General features: G+C 68.9%; 20 protein-coding genes. 12 read left to right on the top strand and 8 right to left on the bottom strand.

The window, feature by feature from the left end; translation table 11 throughout:
* Complete coding sequence (locus AC07AG_RS18710; RefSeq protein WP_478756147.1) at window positions 1–513, top strand: hypothetical protein; 513 nt, start codon at window positions 1–3, stop codon at window positions 511–513.
* A gap of 77 nt (window positions 514–590) precedes the next feature.
* Here the strand turns inward: AC07AG_RS18710 and AC07AG_RS18705 are convergent, their stop codons facing one another.
* Entirely contained in the window at window positions 591–893 is a 303-nt protein-coding gene (locus AC07AG_RS18705; protein WP_478756146.1) for a hypothetical protein, read from the bottom strand.
* Between the two features lie 177 nt (window positions 894–1,070).
* Here AC07AG_RS18705 and AC07AG_RS18700 point away from each other — a divergent pair, with 177 nt between their 5' ends.
* Complete coding sequence (locus AC07AG_RS18700) at window positions 1,071–2,333, top strand: FAD-dependent oxidoreductase (RefSeq protein WP_478756145.1); 1,263 nt, start codon at window positions 1,071–1,073, stop codon at window positions 2,331–2,333.
* A 156-nt stretch (window positions 2,334–2,489) separates the two neighbouring features.
* The gene (locus AC07AG_RS18695) at window positions 2,490–2,783 is read left to right on the top strand and encodes a hypothetical protein (RefSeq protein WP_478756144.1); all 294 of its coding nucleotides are present in this window, start codon (window positions 2,490–2,492) and stop codon (window positions 2,781–2,783) included.
* Between the two features lie 316 nt (window positions 2,784–3,099).
* On the opposite strand, the gene AC07AG_RS18690 is transcribed toward AC07AG_RS18695, so the two are convergent.
* From AC07AG_RS18690 to AC07AG_RS18675, 4 genes are all read right to left on the bottom strand, one after another.
* Window positions 3,100–3,591, bottom strand: a complete 492-nt coding sequence (locus tag AC07AG_RS18690) for a hypothetical protein (RefSeq protein ID WP_478756143.1) — start codon at window positions 3,589–3,591, stop codon at window positions 3,100–3,102.
* Window positions 3,588–5,780 (bottom strand): RNase A-like domain-containing protein, encoded by a 2,193-nt coding sequence (locus AC07AG_RS18685; RefSeq protein ID WP_478756142.1) that lies wholly within the window; start codon window positions 5,778–5,780, stop codon window positions 3,588–3,590. Before AC07AG_RS18685 ends, AC07AG_RS18690 begins: the two co-directional genes overlap by 4 nt.
* Before the next feature lie 191 nt (window positions 5,781–5,971).
* Window positions 5,972–6,193, bottom strand: coding sequence for a DUF397 domain-containing protein (locus AC07AG_RS18680; protein WP_478756141.1), 222 nt, complete (start codon window positions 6,191–6,193; stop codon window positions 5,972–5,974).
* A complete protein-coding gene (locus AC07AG_RS18675; RefSeq protein ID WP_478756140.1) occupies window positions 6,193–7,038 on the bottom strand; it encodes a helix-turn-helix domain-containing protein in 846 nt (281 codons plus the stop codon). The genes AC07AG_RS18680 and AC07AG_RS18675 overlap by 1 nt, the downstream gene beginning before the upstream one ends.
* A 217-nt stretch (window positions 7,039–7,255) precedes the next feature.
* On the opposite strand from AC07AG_RS18675, the gene AC07AG_RS18670 reads away from it, so the two are divergent.
* Window positions 7,256–7,879: an ATP-binding protein gene (locus AC07AG_RS18670; RefSeq protein ID WP_478756319.1), complete on the top strand. Its 624-nt coding sequence runs from the start codon at window positions 7,256–7,258 to the stop codon at window positions 7,877–7,879.
* 107 nt (window positions 7,880–7,986) lie between these two features.
* Window positions 7,987–8,910 (top strand): YDG/SRA domain-containing protein, encoded by a 924-nt coding sequence (locus AC07AG_RS18665; protein ID WP_478756139.1) that lies wholly within the window; start codon window positions 7,987–7,989, stop codon window positions 8,908–8,910.
* Window positions 8,911–8,984: 74 nt separating this feature from the next.
* On the opposite strand, the gene AC07AG_RS18660 is transcribed toward AC07AG_RS18665, so the two are convergent.
* Window positions 8,985–10,007 carry an SEC-C metal-binding domain-containing protein gene (locus AC07AG_RS18660; protein ID WP_478756138.1) on the bottom strand — a complete coding sequence of 341 codons (1,023 nt, stop codon included), beginning with the start codon at window positions 10,005–10,007 and terminating at the stop codon, window positions 8,985–8,987.
* A 243-nt stretch (window positions 10,008–10,250) separates the two neighbouring features.
* Between AC07AG_RS18660 and AC07AG_RS18655 the strand changes: the two genes are divergently transcribed.
* The 4 genes from AC07AG_RS18655 to AC07AG_RS18640 all read left to right on the top strand — a co-directional run bounded on the left by AC07AG_RS18655 (window position 10,251) and on the right by AC07AG_RS18640 (window position 13,420).
* A complete protein-coding gene (locus tag AC07AG_RS18655) occupies window positions 10,251–11,042 on the top strand; it encodes a class E sortase (protein ID WP_478756137.1) in 792 nt (263 codons plus the stop codon).
* A 93-nt stretch (window positions 11,043–11,135) separates the two neighbouring features.
* On the top strand, window positions 11,136–11,456 hold the full coding sequence (locus AC07AG_RS18650; protein ID WP_478756136.1) for a DUF6412 domain-containing protein: 321 nt from the start codon (window positions 11,136–11,138) through the stop codon (window positions 11,454–11,456).
* Between the two features lie 185 nt (window positions 11,457–11,641).
* Window positions 11,642–12,421, top strand: a complete 780-nt coding sequence (locus tag AC07AG_RS18645; protein WP_478756318.1) for a YidC/Oxa1 family membrane protein insertase — start codon at window positions 11,642–11,644, stop codon at window positions 12,419–12,421.
* A gap of 141 nt (window positions 12,422–12,562) precedes the next feature.
* A complete protein-coding gene (locus AC07AG_RS18640; RefSeq protein ID WP_478756135.1) occupies window positions 12,563–13,420 on the top strand; it encodes a fumarylacetoacetate hydrolase family protein in 858 nt (285 codons plus the stop codon).
* Between the two features lie 50 nt (window positions 13,421–13,470).
* Here the strand turns inward: AC07AG_RS18640 and AC07AG_RS18635 are convergent, their stop codons facing one another.
* Complete coding sequence (locus AC07AG_RS18635; protein ID WP_478756134.1) at window positions 13,471–13,938, bottom strand: heme-degrading domain-containing protein; 468 nt, start codon at window positions 13,936–13,938, stop codon at window positions 13,471–13,473.
* Window positions 13,935–15,017 (bottom strand): Gfo/Idh/MocA family oxidoreductase, encoded by a 1,083-nt coding sequence (locus AC07AG_RS18630; RefSeq protein WP_478756133.1) that lies wholly within the window; start codon window positions 15,015–15,017, stop codon window positions 13,935–13,937. The genes AC07AG_RS18635 and AC07AG_RS18630 overlap by 4 nt, the downstream gene beginning before the upstream one ends.
* Window positions 15,018–15,073: 56 nt before the next feature.
* Here AC07AG_RS18630 and AC07AG_RS18625 point away from each other — a divergent pair, with 56 nt between their 5' ends.
* The 3 genes from AC07AG_RS18625 (at window position 15,074) to AC07AG_RS18615 (ending at window position 18,299) form a co-directional block, all read left to right on the top strand.
* Window positions 15,074–16,288: an ROK family transcriptional regulator gene (locus AC07AG_RS18625; protein WP_478756132.1), complete on the top strand. Its 1,215-nt coding sequence runs from the start codon at window positions 15,074–15,076 to the stop codon at window positions 16,286–16,288.
* 151 nt (window positions 16,289–16,439) lie between these two features.
* Window positions 16,440–17,204 (top strand): MerR family transcriptional regulator, encoded by a 765-nt coding sequence (locus tag AC07AG_RS18620; RefSeq protein WP_478756317.1) that lies wholly within the window; start codon window positions 16,440–16,442, stop codon window positions 17,202–17,204.
* Window positions 17,205–17,498: 294 nt separating this feature from the next.
* Window positions 17,499–18,299, top strand: a complete 801-nt coding sequence (locus AC07AG_RS18615; protein WP_478756131.1) for a hypothetical protein — start codon at window positions 17,499–17,501, stop codon at window positions 18,297–18,299.
* Window positions 18,300–18,422: the final 123 nt, after the last annotated feature.

Here is an 18,422-nt window from a genome sequence, read left to right as displayed (position 1 = left end):
ATGACGGCAAAGTCGATGAACATGAGCCTGCGGATGGGGAAGCGCATAGGCCGGCGCACGAGCCCGCGCCACGAACCGAGCCCCATGAGTGCGCGGAACCTGCTGACGCCCCTGCCGGGCAGCCCACCCCTGCGACGCTGGGTGACGCGCGCCCTGGGCGCCGCCCTCGCGGCGGCGGCGTACCTCCTCTGCCTCCCCTGGGACCTGCGCAACCGCCCCGAGACACCGGGCGCGATCAACGAGACGTCACCGGTGACGGCGCTGGGAATCACCTTCCTGGCCGTCTCGATGCTGTCCCTGGCGGCCTACTTCGGTTTCCGCGACCGCCTGGGCCTGGCGCTGCTGCTGGTGGCGGGCCCGCCGGCGACGCTGATGTACGTCTCCTTCGACAGCCACCCGGAGCCGGACGCGGCGGTGTGGCCGCTGGCGTGGGGGTTCTTCGTGCTGGTGATGGGGGCGGGGGTGCTCGCGGTGGCGGGTTTCGCGCGCTTGTTCAGGGACAGTGAGGGCTGAGCTGTCGCTGGGGCCGGCGGGGTTGGTTCAGCCCCGGCGAGGCGGCCTGAAATGCTGCCGGGCCCAGCAAAGCTGGTTCAGCCCCGGCGATCGGCGAGCGCCCAGGACGCGAGCCCCACGCCACCCGCGACACCGAGGACCGCGGGCCAGGCCCCGACCTTCTTGGCGAGCGGATGAGACGCGGCGAAGGCGGCGACGTACGTGGCGCTGAGCGCGGCGGCGGTCTTGGCGCCCGCGCTCTGCCGCCACTGCTGAGCGGCAGCGGCTCCCGCGGCAGCGAGGACGACGCCGCCAAGGGCCCGCTTCTTGCTCCACCGGGCGACGGCGTACCCACCGACGATCCCCGTGGCGGCCACTGCTGCTGCCGGTACCTTCGCCATGCCTGCCTCGCTTCCACGGCTTCCAGCCGATACGTCCTCAATGCGCCTTGGGCCCGAGGCTAACGCGCAGGGAAAGCCTTGCGGCGAGGGGGTCTGCGCCACGTAGGTTGGTGAGGGTGTGCGCTGCGCATCCGCGGCGCGCTCGAAGGCGCAGCCGACGAGGGACCGATAGTAGAGATGACCGCGCGAACCACTGCCTCCAGCATCCGAACCGCCCTGGTCATCGGGGGTGGAGTCGCAGGCCTGGTGGCGGCGATGGCGTTGCGCAAGGCGGGCATCGAGGCACGGGTGTACGAGGCGTACGACGACTCCGCGCCCAACGGCCGGGGTTCCCGCTTCGGCGGGGCGATGACGATCGCACCGAACGGCCAGCAGGCGCTGGAGGCGATCGACGCGGCGGAGACGGTGAGCGCCATCGGCACCCCGGTGACCGCCCTGGGCCTGCGCAGCTGGACGGGCAGACACCTGGCCCGGCTCGCCCCGCCCGCCGACCTCCCCACCACGCGCTTCGTCTGGCGCACGGAGCTGCACGAGTCGATCGAGGCGGAGGTCTCGAGCCGCGGGATCCCCGTCCACAAGGGCAAGCGCCTGCTGGACGCGACGGACACGGGCACGGGCGTGACGGCGCGCTTCTCGGACGGCTCGCAGGCGAAGGCGGACATCCTGATCGGCGCGGACGGCCTGCGCTCGACGGTGCGTTCATTGATCGACCCGTCGGCCCCGAAGCCGCATTACGCCGGAACGCTGACGTTCACGGCACGCGTACCGAAGACCGAACTGCCCTCCACGGAGGGCGTGTTGTACATGTGCTACGGAAAGCGGGCGTACTTCGCCTACCAGATCTTCGACGACGCGACGGCGGCCTGGTCCGTGAACCTGCCGCACCGCGAGCCGCTGACACAGGCGGAGGCGCAGGCGGTGGGCGCGGGGGAGTGGCTGAAGCGCCTGTCCGAGGCCTTCACGGACGACCGCACGCCCGCCCCCGACCTCCTGGCGGCCACGCCCCCGGAGGACGTACTGATCACGGGCCCCACAGAAACGATGCCTCCCGTCCAGACCTGGAGCAGGGGCCGCATGATCCTGATCGGAGACGCGGCGCACGCGATGTCCCCGACGTCGGGCCAGGGCGCGTCGCTGGCCTCGGAGGGCGCGGTAGAACTGGCCCGCTGCTTGCGGGACTTGCCGGTGGGCAAGGCATTCAAGGCCTACGAGGCGCTGCGCCGCCCCCGGGTGGACCGCATCCTGAAACACACGACGGCAACGGCGACGGCCACGTCAGCCGCGGCCCGCACGGCTACGCCGAAGCCGGCGGGGCCACTGAGCCGCACCCTGCGGGACGCGCTGCTGCCGGTGGCTACGAAGGTGGGTGGGGCGGGGGGAGCGGTCTGGGGGGCTTGGCAGTTCGATCACCGGATCGACTGGGACGAGCGGGTCGGATAGGTCGGGTAGTACCGAGATGGGCCAATTGCGGACAGTAACGGATGATCACGGACGGTCACGGCTGTCCGAGTGAAATGCGGCGGGGCACGTCTGTGCGGTCGGGGAAGAGGGGAGGACCTCGACACACCCCAAGATCACCAACCCGAAAGGGACCCCATGCGTATTCGTACGGTTCTGGCCTCCACCGCCCTCGCTGCCGCCGCCGTCCTGGGCGCCGGCGGCACCGCCCTCGCCAACGACGAAGGCGGCATGCAGGGCAGCTTCACCTTCGAGAACCTCGGCGGCGCGGCCGGCATCACCGAGGGCGCGGGCCACGGCGAAGGCGGCTACGACAAGGGCATGCAGGGCGGCGGCTTCGCCTTTGAGAACCTCGGCGGCCCCGCGGGCATCACCAAGGGCGCGGGCTACCACGCGGGCGGCTTCGACGGTCAGTTCAACGGCAACTACTGAGCACCGGGCACCACGCTGAAGGGGGCCCGCCAGGAGCGGGCCCTCTTTTCGTTGCCTGTATCCGGCTGAGCGCCGGGCGCGCGGCTCCGGCTCCGACCGGCGTCCTCGCAGGCCCCGATCGGGATGAGCGGGTCGGGTAGCGGGGTCTGCTGCCGCGGTGAGCCCGACGCAGGGGGCTGTCCGACTACTGAAGGCCGATGGGGGCGCGAACCTTCAACTCCCTTACGGCTTCGGGGTACTCATGACTCGTGCGTTCGGCAGTTGGCGGCGTGGATTGCTCCGCCGCCCGGCGTGAACTTCTAGTGGCCTCTATTGTTCACCGGTCGCGCCGGATCAGGGAGTCGTAGGCGCCGAATTGAGGGATGGGCTCCCAATTGCTGCTCATGTCAACGTTTCGGCGGCTCTCGCTGGAGACCTCGTCTCCGACCTCGACCTCCTGTACCGCAACTCCGTCCGGAGTGAATTCGTACGACTCCATGCGCCAGACGTCTGCATAGCCGCCGCGCTCCTCGGAGTCTCCGTAATCGTAGATCCTCACCGTTTTCAGGAAGAGCGCGCCGTTCATCACGGTGAAGCTGTAGCGCAATTCATCGCGTCCGAGGTTGTCCATGAAAACGACGGCCGTGAACCCTGTCTCCAGGCGAACCTCCACGCGGAGTTCGGGCGAGGGGGTTCCGGGGGTGAGCGGGACAGCCGTGTACAAATCCCCTGAGGTGTGCCGAGCGTAAGCTTGCTCAGGCGTCAGAGGATCCATGGGCTCCTCGGCGAGGTTGTTCCACTCCTCGCAGTAGGTCCAGTTGATGGTCACTTTCCTGAGCCCTTCGGGAGTTTGTACACGTGGCCGTTCACGTCTCGGATGATCACCTTACTGCTTTGGGCTTCCTTCAGCGCCCAGTCCGGCACCGGAGTCTTCTGGACAGGGACTTCGAGGAAGTACCGGCCATCCAGTTCCGTGTTGATGAGTTTCGGGAATTTGGACCTCGCCTTGCGGGTGTCCGCAATTTTCGTGCCCACCTTGTACTTCTGCCTGAACTCACCCATGTATTTCTGGAAGGTTCCGCGCTTGATCTTTGATATCTGTGTGAGCTTGCGCGAGACGATCTCTTTACCGGGTCGGTACGAGTCCAGGCGCTTGCCGTTCTGGAGCGTGATCTCGTTCTGGGGATAGCGATGCCAGTTGTCCTTGTTGAACTGCTCGCCTTTCCTCCAGCGATCTCGCAGCCACGGTGGAGCCCCGCCGCCCTTGCCAGTGCCGCTGCCACTGGGCTGTGACGATGCGTTGCCGCCGCTACCGCTGTTCTGGCTTCCCATCGCCATGAGGCCGACGCCTGCCACACCCAGGGCGCTGATCTCGGCGACTCCCAGTGTTCCTGCAGCACCTGCGGCCACTCCGCCACCGGCCAGGGCAAGCCCGGCGGGCGGGAAGAGCATGAGGAGGCCGAAGAGCGCGAGGATGGTGAAAGCGATCCCCAGATAGAGATCGAGATCCTGCAGGAATGCCAGAAGCATCGCGGCCGGACCGGTCGCGCCCCCGTCCAGCGGCTCACCCTGACCGTAGTGAACGAACATCAGGAGACCCCCGGTCACGAGGGAACCGGCTGCTGCCCACACGCGCAGGCGTATCAACGCGAGGATCTCGGCGAGCGGCTGTTGCCTCGCCTTCCGCCAGGAGCGAAGCAGGAGCACCAACTGCAGCGCTGTCCAGACCAGGGCTGCGACACCGAACCAGAGAAGGATCCGGGGGCCGTTGCCGGTGGTGAACCACTCCTGGAGTGCCTTCGTGGACGTGAACGAGCCCACCCCGAGGAAGAGTAGCGACGGCAGCATCAGGATCAGGGGTATGACCAGCAACGGCCAACGGCGCCGCCAAGGGCTCAGGTGGCGGGCCGACTTGAGCAGGCTGCGTACCCGGGCCGTCTCCCAGGCGCCCTGGTGGTTGGAGGCATTCATCCGTGCCGCGGTGTTAGCCACCGCGGCGTGCAGCCCCTGCAAGCGGTCAGGCGGGACGCGCCCGGCGGCGTAGCAAAGAGATCTGCGCATGCGGGCGAACCGCAGCGCGATCAGCAGACTCCACGGCACGCGCCAGGCCGCAAAGGCGCCCAGTGCAGCAAGGCCGGTGCGGCCCTCGACGCTTTCGGCGTCCAGCAGGATGGCGGGCATGGCGTTCCGGCCCCGGCGTATCGCGGCGTAGTCCAGGGCCATGGCGAGCGCCAGACAGATCAGGGGCGCCCATTCCAGGACGGCATCGGGAAACTTGAACAGGGTCTTGGCCCAACCGGTGCCGCCCGCGCCGCCGCCGGTGTAGTTGAACAGGGCATGGTGCCCGATCGCGTACGCCATCGGCAGCAGGCCCAACAGCTTCCGCCAGCCACGGGACCGGAGCAGTATCGCCGCCCCCAGCCCATCGATGGCTCCCCAGACAAGGTGCAGGTTGATGCCCAGGCTTGTCTCCGTGAAGCTGAAGTCCAGGGTGCCCAGGGAGTTGGGCAGCCACGTGCTCAGCACGGTCGACCAGTCGGGAATGTATGGGGAGCCCTCGCCGATGCTGCCGATGCCGCCCGACAGCATCCAGCCCCCGCCGCCGGGAAGTGGAAAGGCCCGCTGTGCGTCCAGCAGATGTGAGAGCAGGACCTCCAGGAGGCCGAGCCCGGCGCCGGTCGCAGCACCCAGCATGACGAAGTCGGCGTAGCCCAGCTGGGAGCGGATTTTCAGGTTCACCCCCGCCAATACCAGCGGTGCGATCTGCGCAAGCTCCTCCACCACCGGGACGAGAGTGTAGGAGCCGTGCCCCATCGCCTCGGTCAGTGACTGGCCCTGATGGGAAACGGCGGCGCGCGCGTAGAAGTACTCGATGAGCGTCGCCATGACGCCGCTGCCGTACACACCCACGGCGACCGTCACCAGTACCGTGGAGAGTTTCAAGGACCGCACCGGCGAGGCCAGCAAGGCCAATTGCAGGACGCCATATATCGCCGCGGCCGCCATTATGAGCGTCACGCACAAACCCCCGAGACCCAACTACCGGCACAAGCCCCAAGAGGCTAACAGTCGGCCTCGCGGGCGCGAATGGCTGGCCTGGGGCCCATTGGGAACGCACGGGATGACGCGGGACGAATCTTCACTACGCGGGCGCGTATGCGGAGGGTGATCGCATTGGGTAAATTTCCTTTCCTGTCCTACTAACTGAGCTAATTCTGCTCGGCAACTGCGTGCTGCATGGCAGCGAGGAACCCACGCCAAGTGCACGGCTGGACGGCGAGCAGTGAACCTTCAGGGCGCTTTGAATCGCGTACGACGACTGCGTGTCCGATGGCAGCTACCTCAACGCATTCGCCTCCGGATCCGTTGCTGTAGCTGCTCTTGCGCCACTGTGCGGTCAAAGGGACGCTGGAACCTTTTGCGGGGATCATCAGGAGTACTCCTCAAGCACCTTCTCAATCAACAAGGCGGAGCGGACCGGGCTCGAAGCAGAGGCCCGAAGGGTGTCGAAGGCCTTCGTGTACTGGTCCACGTCCGAGGGAGCTTCCAGGTAGACCGCATCAGTGATCCCATCCCGATACACCACATCAGGGTCTCCCCGCTCAGGGAAGCCGAGGATGGTGTACGCGCCGGTGGCGGGATATGTGCCCGCGTCAAAGGGCAGGACCTGAAGGGTCACGTTCGGCAACTTCCCCATAGCCAGCATATGTTCGAGCTGCTGTTTCATGACGTCGCGGTCGCCGACAACGTGACGGAGGACTGTCTCGTGGATGACGGCCCAGAGCTCCGTCGGATTCTCCCGGGTGAGGACCTGCTTCCTCTCCATCCGTACGTGGATGGCACGCTCCAGCTGCTGCTCACTGATGTGGCCGGTGGCGCGGTGAAGTTCCGTGGCATATGCGGCTGTTTGTAGAAGCCCCGGCGTGAACTCGCACTGGTACTGGCGCAGGCTGGCCGCCTCTTGTTCCAGCCCAACGTAGACAGAGAACCAAGACGGGATCGCCGCAGCGTGGGCATGCCACCACCCGCGTAGCTTCGACTCTTTGGCAAGGGCCTTGAGGAACTCGCGCAGCTCAGAGGAGGTCTCGTAGAGGCGGCACAGCGCTTCGACATCCGATGGTTGGACGCGTCCGGTGCCTGTTTCCATGCGGTTGACCTTGGACCCGCTCCAGTCGAGCTCCTTGCCCACTTGGTAGCACGTGAGGTTGTGCTCCTCACGGAGCTTCTTGAGTTCGATCGCCAGCCGGCGGCGTCGGGCAGTGGGCGAGCCGGTCATTCCAACTCCCTGTCATCTAGCGGAGGTTCCATCTCACCGGAAGCCCCTAGAAAGGCCAATCACTCTATGGAGGGAATCCCTTCGTGCACATTGCACGGCGGGATGTGCTGCTGCCATGCTCACATGCACCGCTATGTTGGGTCCATGAGTGATGACTACTGGTTATCGATCTGATGGGCCTCTGACTGAGAGGTGAGGCGTGAGCGTTCATGAGTGCATGACGAGGAAGCCGTGGGAGATCCCGTTCCTCGCTGAGCCTGAGGAAGTGGCGGCGCTGCGCCGCATCATGAGGATGCACCTCAACCTGTGGGGTCTGCCTGAACTGATCGATGTGGCACAGCTGTGCGTCACCGAACTCGTGACCAACGTCATCACACATGTCGGTCCGGGAACGCCCACCGCACTAGCGGTCTCCATGAGCGGGCAGCGTCTCCGTCTCGAGGTTCATGACCCGGACACGCGTGTACTGCCGACGCTTCTCTCTCCGGAGACGGACGCGGAAACAGGCCGAGGCGTGGCACTGATTGACGCGGTGGCGGACCGCTGGGGAGTGATTCTGCGTCCGGACGTAAAGGTCACGTGGTGCGAGCTAGTTGCCGGACTGGGGCGTCCTGATGGCCAGGTCGGGAGGCCGCCGGTAGCTAGAGCGGAGGCAGTGCTCTGCCTGTATGACCCCTTGCGACTTCCGTGTGCGGATGCGGGGAGCAAGCTGACGCATGGAGCAGTGGAGGAGGCGGCGGTGAGGGTGGTCGTAGATGTTCTTCACTGGCTTCGTGCGCATGGGTGGGATGCGGAGGAAGTGTTGGATCGGGCGCAGGTGCACTTCGAGGCAGAGGTGTAGGCGTATGGCGGCCGCTCTGAGCCACTGATGGGCGCTATCCAGCCACTGCTGAAGTGTGATGTGCCAGTTCTGGCCGCACCTGATCGTTCAGTCGGCAGCATAGGTGGATGCCTACGTACAGAGCTGTCTTCGGACATGTGGGGGAGACGCTTCCCGGATCCCGCTTCGACTCCCGAATCAAGGTCAAGGCCGCCAAGCTCCATAAAGAGCAGCAGGCGGGCATCTCTTGGGGGCGGGATGACGAGGGGGAGCGAGCAGCTGATGCGATTGTGCTCAGCAATGGCTACGAGGATGACCGAGACGAGTGGAACGAAATCGTCTATACGGGGGCTGGTGGGCGTGATGCGAACAGCGGTCGACAGGTTGCCGATCAGGACTGGGAGAACCAAGGGAACGCTGGCCTGAGGCGAAGTCGCATCAAGGGGTACCCGGTTCGGGTCATACGCGGGAGCGAGGGTGATGCGCCTTACTCGCCGGAGACTGGGTATCGCTATGACGGGCTGTACAAGGTCGTGGAGGAGTGGGAAGAGAGAGGGATATCGGGGTTCCAGATATGCAGGTTCAAGCTTCTTCGAATGGACGATGAGAAGCAGGAGTTGACGCCCGTTGAGCGGCAGGTCAGGGATCTGCTTGAGGGTGCTCCGGTGCGGCGAGCGACGGCCACGGTGCAGCGGATAATCCGCGATACTCGGGTGGCTCGTCGCGTCAAGGAGTGGCACCAAAACCGTTGCCAAGTCTGCAGGCTAGACGTGTTGGTAGGGCCGGACGGCCTGAGTTACGCCGAGGGTGCACACATAGATGCGCTTGGCGCGCCGAGTGGTGGTCCGGACATTGAGGCTAACGTCTTGTGTCTCTGCCCGAACTGCCACATCAAGTTCGACCGCGGGGCGATCTATCTGACGGACGAACTCGAGGTCGTAGACCGATACGCCGACGGTGCAAGCTCGAAGGTTGTCCGGCTGGCGACCGTCGAAGAGCATCAAATACACAAGAGGTTCGTCCGGGCACATCGTCGCCGCTGGGGTGTGTAGGGGAGGCGATTACGGATAGCCCCCGGGACGCTCCCCAGCAGAGAGCGGCCCGGGCTCGGCTCTCGTGACGTGCCTCAGTCAGTACCCCCGTGACACTCCCCATAAGTCCGCCCCGACCCACACCAACACCCCGCCCCCGCCTCCGGCGGCCACCCCACAGCCCTGCCCCGCGCGGCCAGCGTCGTCGCGTACTGCGGCAGTAGTGACACCTCCGTCGGCTGCGCGCCCTCCGATGCCGCGAAGGCCTCGTACGACGGGACCGTGCCCGTCACGATGCCCAGGTTTGGCGTGCCGGAGGCCGAGAGTTCCCTCAGTGAGGACTCTATGGTCGACAAGTGCGCCTCGTGGGACGGGTATTCGGATTCCAGGGACGGGTACGCCGTCAGGAGTTCTTCCAGTTCCGTCGACGGCCAGTGCAGGACCGCCACCGGGAAGGGGCGCGAGAGTGCCTCCCTGTACGAGCCCAACTCCGCCTGGATACGGGAGATTTCCGCGCGGAGTTCCGCGGGGTTGTCCGAGCCGAGGGACCAGATTCGCTTCGGGTCGTGCAGTTCGTCCAGGGGGACGGGGGACGTCGAGACCTCGTCCGCCATCGCGTCCCACGCGTCGTGCTCCGCGCCCAGCAAGCGGCGCACCCTGTGGCGGCCGAACAGGAGGGGGCGTTGTTCGTAGGACGGGGCGCCCGCGGAGCCGCCGGGCGGGAGTAGGAGTTCCAGGGCCTCTGTGAACGTTTCCTGCGCTTGCGTCAGCTCGTCGTGCGATTCCAGTGACTCCGCCACGATCACCCACGGCGCCGGGTCGCGCGGCGTCGCCGCCCGTACGCCGTCGATGATCGCCCTTGCCTCCGCCTCGTGGCCGTACTCCCAGAGGTTCGAGGCCTTCAGGGCGCGGATGAGGGTCGGGGCCGACGCCGGGTGCGGGGCGTCGGGGGCCAGCAGGCGGTCGTAGAGCGTGGTCGCGCGGTCGCGTTCGCCCGCCAGCTCCAGGTGGGCCGCGGCCTGGAGCAGCAGGTGCTCGGTGTCCTCGGGGTACAAGCCGGCGGTCCGCTCCAGGCGCTCGGCTTCGGCGATGTGGTCGGCAGGCGTGTCGGGGCGCATACGGGACACCGTACTGCCGAGTGGGGGCGTTGCAGCAGGGTTGCCGTGCAGATCAGGGCAGCCACACTTTCGTGGGGGCATTCCGCACTCGCACCAGCTCCCCGTGCGGGCGCCATGGCTACTTGGCGGGCTACGGCTTAACCTGCCGCCCTCTCGGAGGGGAGGTGCCGCGGCGTGCGGGAGCGGGTGGGGCGGGTGGAGCGGGCGAGGCGGGTGGAGCGGGCGAGGCGGGTTCCTGTTGTCGTGCAGGGGCAGCGTGCGCGCCGGGGGCGCGCTGCCCGGCTCATCTGGGGCGGCGCCGAAGCCGCCGTCACCTGCGGGCTCGTCCTGCTGCTTCTCGTCGCCCATCAGCTCTGGTGGACCAATCGGCAGGCCCGCGAAGGTGCCGAGCGCAAGGTCCAGGCCCTTGAGCGGGAGTGGGGGAGCAGCCCTTCCTTGGGCCCGTCCGATGCCGACGGGCCCGACCTCGACCCCGAGTCCCGCCCCCAGCCGGGTGCCTCGGACGCCGGTACCGGCACCGGCGGCGGTGAAGCCTCCGGGCAGACCCAGCGGCAGCGACCCATCACCGCCCCCACCCCCGACTTGGACCAGGCCTACGCCGTCCTCCGCATCCCGCGCATCGGGATCCGGGTGCCCGTCGCCGAAGGCGTCAGCAAGAGCGCCGTACTGAACAAGGGGTACGTCGGGCACTACCCGCGCACCGCCCAGCCCGGTCAGGGCGGGAACTTCGCGCTCGCCGGGCACCGCAACACCCACGGTGAGCCCTTCCGCCGCATCAACCGGCTCGGGGACGGGGACCAGCTCGTCGTCGAGACCCGGAAGGCCATCTACACCTACGTCGTCGACAAGACCCTCGCCCAGACCTCCGCCCGTGACAGCGGTGTCATCCGTCCCGTCCCGCGCAGCCTGGTGAAGGCCGGGCGCGGGTACAGCTCCCCCGGCTACTACATCACCCTCACCACCTGCACCCCCGAGTACACCTCCAAGTACCGGCTGATCGTCTGGGGCAAGCTGCAGTCCATGCGGCCCCGGTAGGGCGACCCTTACGGTCGGCGAGACCGATCCTGTATAACGGGCGGTAGCCGACACGACGACTGACGAGAGAGCAATGAGAGGGGGGAACCGGAGATGCAGGACATGATCCGCAGCTGGAAAGCCGCCCTCCGTCCCACCGGCCTTCTCCTCTTCCTCCTCGTCGAGGTCGTCCTCCTCGACGCGAGCAGCCTCACCGCAGCCGTCGCGCTCGCCGCGACCGCCGCCGCGAGCTCCGCGCTCGCCGTCTGTTCCCTGATCGCCGCGCGCTGCGCCCCCGCCGTGCCCCGCACCCGGGTGCGTACGGCCATGCGCGACCGCGAGAAGCGCACGGCATTCCTGCCGCAGCGCGATCCCGACGCCGCCGGGCGCAGGCGACCCCGAGCACCGGGTCGTCTCGTCATGACGGCCGCGTAGGGAAAGCTCGTAGGGAAAGCGCGTAGGAAAAGCTCGTAGGGGACAGCTCCACCGTTCCCCGGCTCCACAGCTCCCTCCCTCCAGCGACACCTTGAGACCCCTCGTGGGCCGTCACGCCGAAAAGAGCACCAGCCCCTTTTCCCCGGCACGACGAGACCCCGGAGGGTTTCCCCATGTTCGGCTTCCTGTCCGACTTCATGTCCGTGTTCGCCGATCTGGTCGGCTCCATCGCCGATCTGCTCGAACCGGTCTTCCACGGCTCCGCGATGGCCGCCGCCATCGTCCTGTTCACCGCGTGCGTACGCCTCCTCGTCCACCCCCTGTCGCGGGCCTCGGCCCGTGGCCAGAAGGCGCGCGCCAAGCTGTCGCCGCAGATCGCCGAGTTGCGCAAGAAGCACTCCAAGAACCCCGAGAAGCTGCAGAAGGCAGTGCTTGAGCTGCACCGCGCTGAGAAGGTCTCCCCGCTCTCCGGGTGCCTGCCCAGCCTCTTCCAGCTCCCGGCGTTCTTCCTCCTCTACCACCTGTTCTCCAACAGCAGCATCGGCGGCGAGGCCAACGCGCTGCTCGGGCACGAGCTGTTCGAGGCGCCCCTCGGCGGGCGGTGGGCTGACGCGCTCGCCGACGGCGGGGTCTTCGGGGCGCAGGGGCTCGTCTATCTCGGGCTCTTCGCGATCGTGGCCGCCGTCGCGACCTTCAATTTCCGGCGTACGAAGAAGCAGATGGCCCTGGCGGTGCCCGCCGCCGGAGGTGCCGGTGACGCCCAGCAGATGCCCGGTATGGGCGCGATGACCAAGGTCATGCCGTTCATGTCGTTCATGACGCTGTTCACCGTGGCCTTCGTGCCGCTGGCCGCCGCGCTGTACGTCGTCACCAGCACGACCTGGAGCGCGGTCGAGCGTGCCGTGCTCTACCGCGACATGCCGTACGGGGCCGCCGGGGCGGGCGCGCTGGCTACCGCTGGGTAACGGTCCGGTCCGTGAACAGGGTCTTGCGGGATGGACGGCGAGATTGGAGGATCTTCCAAACCTCCGATGGCCGCAACCCATCGGCCGGGCCACGCGAACGGTCAGGACGGACCGGTCGCGCTCGACCAAGGGAGATTGACGATGAAGCTGCTGCGAGTCGGTACGGCGGGGGCCGAGCGCCCGGCGCTGCTCGATGCCGAAGGCACGTTGCGGGACCTGTCAGGGACCGTCACGGACATCGACGGCGCGCTGCTCGCCGACACGGACGCCCTCGACCGGATCCGGTCCGCCGCGCAGGCGGGCGAGCTGCCCGTGCTCGACGCGGCGGGGCTGCGGGTCGGGCCGCCGGTGGGCCGGATCGGCAAGGTCGTGTGCATCGGGCTCAACTACCACGACCACGCGCAGGAGACCGGGGCCACGCCGCCCGCCGAGCCCGTCATCTTCTTCAAGGCGGCGGACACGGTGGTCGGTCCCGACGACACCGTGCTCGTGCCGCGCAAGTCGGTCAAGACCGACTGGGAGGTCGAGCTCGCGATCGTCATCGGCCGCACCGCTCGCTACCTGGAGTCCGACGAGGAGGCGCTCGCGCACATCGCCGGGTACGCGGTGTCGCACGACGTCTCGGAGCGCGAGTTCCAGATCGAGCGCGGCGGCACCTGGGACAAGGGCAAGAACTGCGAGACGTTCAACCCGCTCGGCCCGTGGCTGGTGACGACGGACGAGGTCCCCGACCCGCAGGCGCTGTCCCTGAAGCTCTGGGTCAACGGCGAGCTGAAGCAGGACGGGACCACGGCTCAGCAGATCTTCCCGGTGGCCGAAGTGGTGCGCTACGTGAGCCAGTTCATGACGCTGTACCCCGGTGACGTCATCAACACCGGTACGCCGGCGGGCGTGGCCATGGGGCACCCCGAGCCGAAGCCGTACCTGCGGGCCGGTGACGTGGTGGAGCTGGAGATCGAAGGGCTCGGCAGGCAGCGCCAGGAGCTGAAGGACGCGTAACTCGTGGGGATGGGGGCGCCGTTCACGCAGCGGCGCCCCACCCAGGAGGTTCAGACGAACCGCTCCAGCGCCTCGACGACCATCGCGTGGTCCGCGGCCTGTGGAAGGCCCGAGACCACCACCGTGCCGATCACGCCCGCTCCCCGCACCGCGATCGGGAACGCGCCGCCGTGCGCCGCGTACACGTCCGGGTCCAGGCGTGAGGACTCCTCGAACGTCGTCCCCTTGGCGCGAAAGCGCGTGCCGACCAGGAACGACGAGCAGCCGTAGCGTTCGACGACGCGGCGCTTGCGGGCGATCCAGGCGTCGTTGTCCGGGGTCGATCCGGGCAGGGCCGCGTGGAAGAGCTGCTGGCCGCCGCGGGTGATGTCGATGGCCACCGGTGCCTGGCGTTCGCGGGCCAGGTCGACCAGGAGGGTGCCCAGCGCCCAGGCGTCCTCGTACGTGAAGTGGGGGAGTACCAGGCGCAGTTCCTGCGTCTCCAGCTCTTCCACTGTCGGTGCGGTGGGCGTCGTCATACGACCACCGTCGCACCGTCGCGGGCCGAGCGGCGCGCCGCCTCCAGGACGTCCAGGGCCGATGCGGCCTCGTACGCGGAGACGGGGTTCTCGCCGGTGCCGCGCAGGGCGGCGGCGATCGCCGCGTAGTACGCGGGGTAGTCGCCCGGCAGCGTCTCGACCGGGGTGCCGCCGCCGGTCAGCGGGGACTCGCCGGAGCCGACGCGGCCCCACATGCACTCCAGCTCCTCGCCCCAACTCTCCTCGTCCTTGGGGCGCTTGCCGTCGCGCAGTGCGGCTTCCTGCGGGTCGAGGCCGTACTTCACGTAGCCCGCCGTCGAGCCGAGCGCGCGGAAGCGCGGGCCGAGCTGGGCGGTGGTGGCGCTGACGTACAGGTGTGAGCGGACGCCGCCCCGGTGCGTGATCGCGATGAACGTGTCGTCGTCGGCCTCGGCGCCGGGGCGGCGGACGTCGGACTCGGCGTACACGGACTGCGCGGGGCCGAAGAGCACGAGGGCCTGGTCGACGACGTGGGACCCGAGGTCGTAGAGAAGACCTCCGATCTCTTCGGGGTTCCCGGACTCGCGCCAGCCGCCCTTGGGCTGCGGACGCCACCGCTCGAAGCGGGACTCGAAGCGCCAGACGTCGCCGAGTTCGCCGTCGGCGACGAGCTTCTGGAGCGTGCGGAAGTCGTTGTCCCAGCGGCGGTTCTGGAAGACGGAGAGGAGCAGCCCGCGCTCGTCCGCGAGCGCGGCGAGCTCGCGGGCCTCGGCGGCCGTGCCCGCGATCGGCTTGTCCACGACGACCGGGAGGCCCGCCTTGAGGGCGGCGGTCGCGAGTGCGACGTGCGTCTTGTTCGGGGACGCGATCACCACCAGGTCGAGCTCGTCGGCGCGGGCCCAGAGCTCGTCCGCCGACGCGGCGAAACGCAGCCCGTCACCGAACTCGGTGCGGGCCTGGGCCTGCCGCTCGGGGCTCGACGTGACGACCGTGTCGAGGACGAGGCCCTCGGTGGCGGCGATCAGCGGGGCGTGGAAGACGGAGCCCGCGAGGCCGTATCCGATGAGGGCGACGCGTAGAGGAGAGCCTGTACCAGTCATGCGTTCCACTTAAGCAACGCTGTTGCCAAAGCGCAAGCGCGAGCGACAATGGGGGTGTGAACAGCACTGATACGGCGAGGGAAGCCGGTGGCGGCAGCAGCGGCGGCAAGGGAGGCGGCAGCAGCAGCGGCAGGGGAGTCGGCGGCAGGCCGGGCGCCGGGGTGAACCTGCCGGCGCTGCGCGGGCACAACGCCGCCCTCGTGCTCGACCTGCTGCGCACGGCGGGCGAGGCCGGCATAAGCCGCCTGGAACTGGCCGAGCGCACCGGGCTCACACCGCAGGCCGTCAGCAAGATCACCGCGCGGCTGCGTACGGAGGGGCTGGCGGCGGAGGCGGGCCGCCGCGCGTCCACGGGCGGCAAGCCGCGCACGCTGCTGCGGCTCGTCCCGGACGCCGGACACGCGGTCGGCCTCCACCTGGACCGCGACGAACTGACGGCGGTCCTCGCCGACCTGACGGGCCGTGTGGTCGCGGAACGCCGGGCGCCGCTGGAGTTCGGGGAGGGCGCGGAGGCGGTGGTCGACGTGGCGGTGGGGGTGGTGCGTGAGCTGGTCGGGGTGCCGGGGGGCGATGGGGCCCCGGTGGATGCGGGGCTGCTCGGCGTCGGGGTCGCGCTGCCGGGCCCGCTCGACCACTCCGACGGGGTCCTGCACCGCGTGACCGGGTTTCCCGCGTGGGACGGCTTCCCGCTGCGGGACGCGTTCGCCGGGCGCCTGGGGCTGCCGGTCGTCGTGGACAAGGACACGAACGCCGCCGCGCTGGGGCTCGCGCTCGGCGGGGTGGCGGATTCCTTCGCGTATCTGCATCTGGGGACGGGACTGGGCGCGGGCCTGGTGCTCGGCGGGGGTCTCTACCGCGGGGAGCGCACCGGAGCGGGCGAGTTCGGCCACCAGGTGATCCAGCTGGACGGCCCGGAGTGCGGGTGCGGGGACCGCGGCTGCATCGAGGCGCTGTGCCTGGCCGCGGTCGCGCGGGGGGATCTGGACGAGGCGGCGCGGGTCCTGGGGGCGGGGGCGGGCAACCTGGTCAGCCTGCTCGACATCGATCTCGTACTGCTCGGCGGGCGGGCCGTCCTCGCGGACGAGGAGCGCTTCGTACGAGGAGTGGGAGCCGTCGTCTCCGCACGCGCCCGGCGGGGCGGCGGCGACACGGAGGTCCCGGTCGCCGTCGCGTCCGGGGGCGAGAGGGGCGTCGCGGAGGGCGCCGCGCAACTGGTGCTCGCGCCGCTGTTCGGGCGGGCGGACGTGGCGTTTCCGGCGGGGCGGGGTTAGGGCCTGTCCGACGGGTCAGGCCCTGGTGCCTTTCGGCGGGGCAGGCCTGGTGCCTGACCGACAGGACTCTGGGCTTGCGCTTGCCGTTGCGGCAACTTCTACCGTCATGTGTGTGGCCGGAGAGACCGGCCCGGCGAGGGAGGCACCGGTCATGGCCTGGTCGATCGCGGAGGTGGCGCGGATGTCCAGGGTGACTTCGCGGACGCTGCGGCACTACGACGAGATCGGCCTGCTGCCGCCCGCGTGGATCGGGAGCAACGGGCACCGGCACTACGAGGAGGCCGATCTGCTGCGGTTGCAGCAGATCCTGCTGATGCGGGAGCTGGGCCTGGGGCTTCGCGAGATCCAGGCGGTCCTGGACAGCCGGCTCGACCAGGTGGCCGTGCTCCGTGAGCACCACCAACGGCTGCTCGCGGAACGGGACCGGCTGGAGACGCTGGCCCGTACGGTCGGCCGCACCATCGCCGAACTGGAAGAAGGCAAGGACAAGGGTCACATGACGAAGATCAACAAGCCGGAGAACCTGTTCGACGGGTTCCAGCCCCCCTCCGAGGCCGAGGCCGAGGTGCGGGAGCGGTGGCCGCAGGCGTGGGAGCAGTCCCGGCGGGCCGTCGACGCGATGACCTCCGAGGACACGGAGCGCTGGCAGCGTGAGGTGACGGCGCAGATGATCCGCATGGCGGAGTTCATGGTGGCCGGCACGCCGGTGTCCGACCCCGCGGTACAGGCCGAGGTGCACGCCAACTACCAGGGCATCTGCCGGTTCTGGACCCCGAATGCGGCCGCGTACAAGGGGGTGGGCCAGACCTATGTCGACGACCCGCGGATGCGGGCCAACTTCGACAAGATCGCCGACGGTCTCGCCGTCTACCAGCGCGATGCGATGACCGTCTACGCCGATGCCCGGCTGAGCTGATCGCGCGCTTCTGCTCAGCGGCAGCCCCCGGCAACCGCAATTAACGGAAAGTCGGCTGATAGGGGGGACTTGCGCGGTCCAGTCGGCGGTACGGGGTTGTGGCGGGCCCGGTGGGCCTGGGGGTGCGTGGCATGGTCGCGGCCCATGCCCACTGTCTTACGGCCCCCGCTCAAGCTCCCGCCCCTCCGCGCTCAGCAAAGGCCCTCCATGCGACTTTGCCGCTCTCTCGCCTCCGGTGTCACCGCCGTTGCCGCAGCTGCCGCCCTCGCGCCCGTCGCGACAGCCGCGGGAGGGATGCCCACGGGCGACGCGGCGGGCGCGGCGGCGATCGTGCAGCGGCCGCAATCGGCGCAGCCCCCCACCTGCTCCGCCCCCAACGGCGGCGGCTTCCCCATCGGGACGCGGATCAAGGGCGGGCCCCCCACCTACGAGGCCGGGGGCGGCTACCGGAGCTGGTCCGTCGAGTTGGCCAACACCACCCGCGGCACCTGCGGCAACATCCACCCGGTCGTCGTCATCGTCGACAAGGAGCGCGAGCTGCGCCCCCGGGAGATCCAGCTGGAGTTCCGCGACGGCACCCGCTGGCGTCCCGTGGAGTTCGAGCGGACCGACCGGGACGAGAACGTCGGCGTCTTCGACGACGGATTCCCCGGGTTCACGGTCAAGGCGGGGCGGACCCGCGCCGTCAAGGTGCGCCTCTCCTTCACCTCGGAGGCCCGCTCCGAGCATGCCGTCATCTCCGCCGCCGTCGTCCAGCGCCGTGACGACGACGGCGACTGGGTGGGCGAGTCGGACGACTATCCGTTCGACATCAATGTCGATGTCGATGCCGATGAGGACGCCGACAGCGACACCGACACCGACAGTGGATCCGACGGAACCGCGGACAGCGGGCGGGACGGAGGCGACGCCGACGGCGGCAGCGGCGGAGGGCGTGAGCGCCACGACGCCGGAGGGTCTTCGTACGCCGATGAACTCGCCGCCACGGGACCCCGCGCCCTGCTCGGCGTCAGTGCCGTCGCCGGTGCGCTGTTCGCCGGGGGCTGGGCGCTTCTCGTAGGGACCAGGCGGGTGCGAGCCGCGCGGAGGCGTTGAGCCGGGCACGCATCCTCGGCCCTCTCGGCCCCCCTCGTCCCCCTCGGTCACCGGCCCGCCCGCCCCGCCCGCACGGCACCCTCCGTTCACCTACCTGTTCACGTACGTCTGCGAACATCCCTG

Source organism: Streptomyces sp. NPDC044044 (genome assembly GCF_056434405.1).
This window is presented reverse-complemented; position numbering and strand designations above follow the sequence as displayed.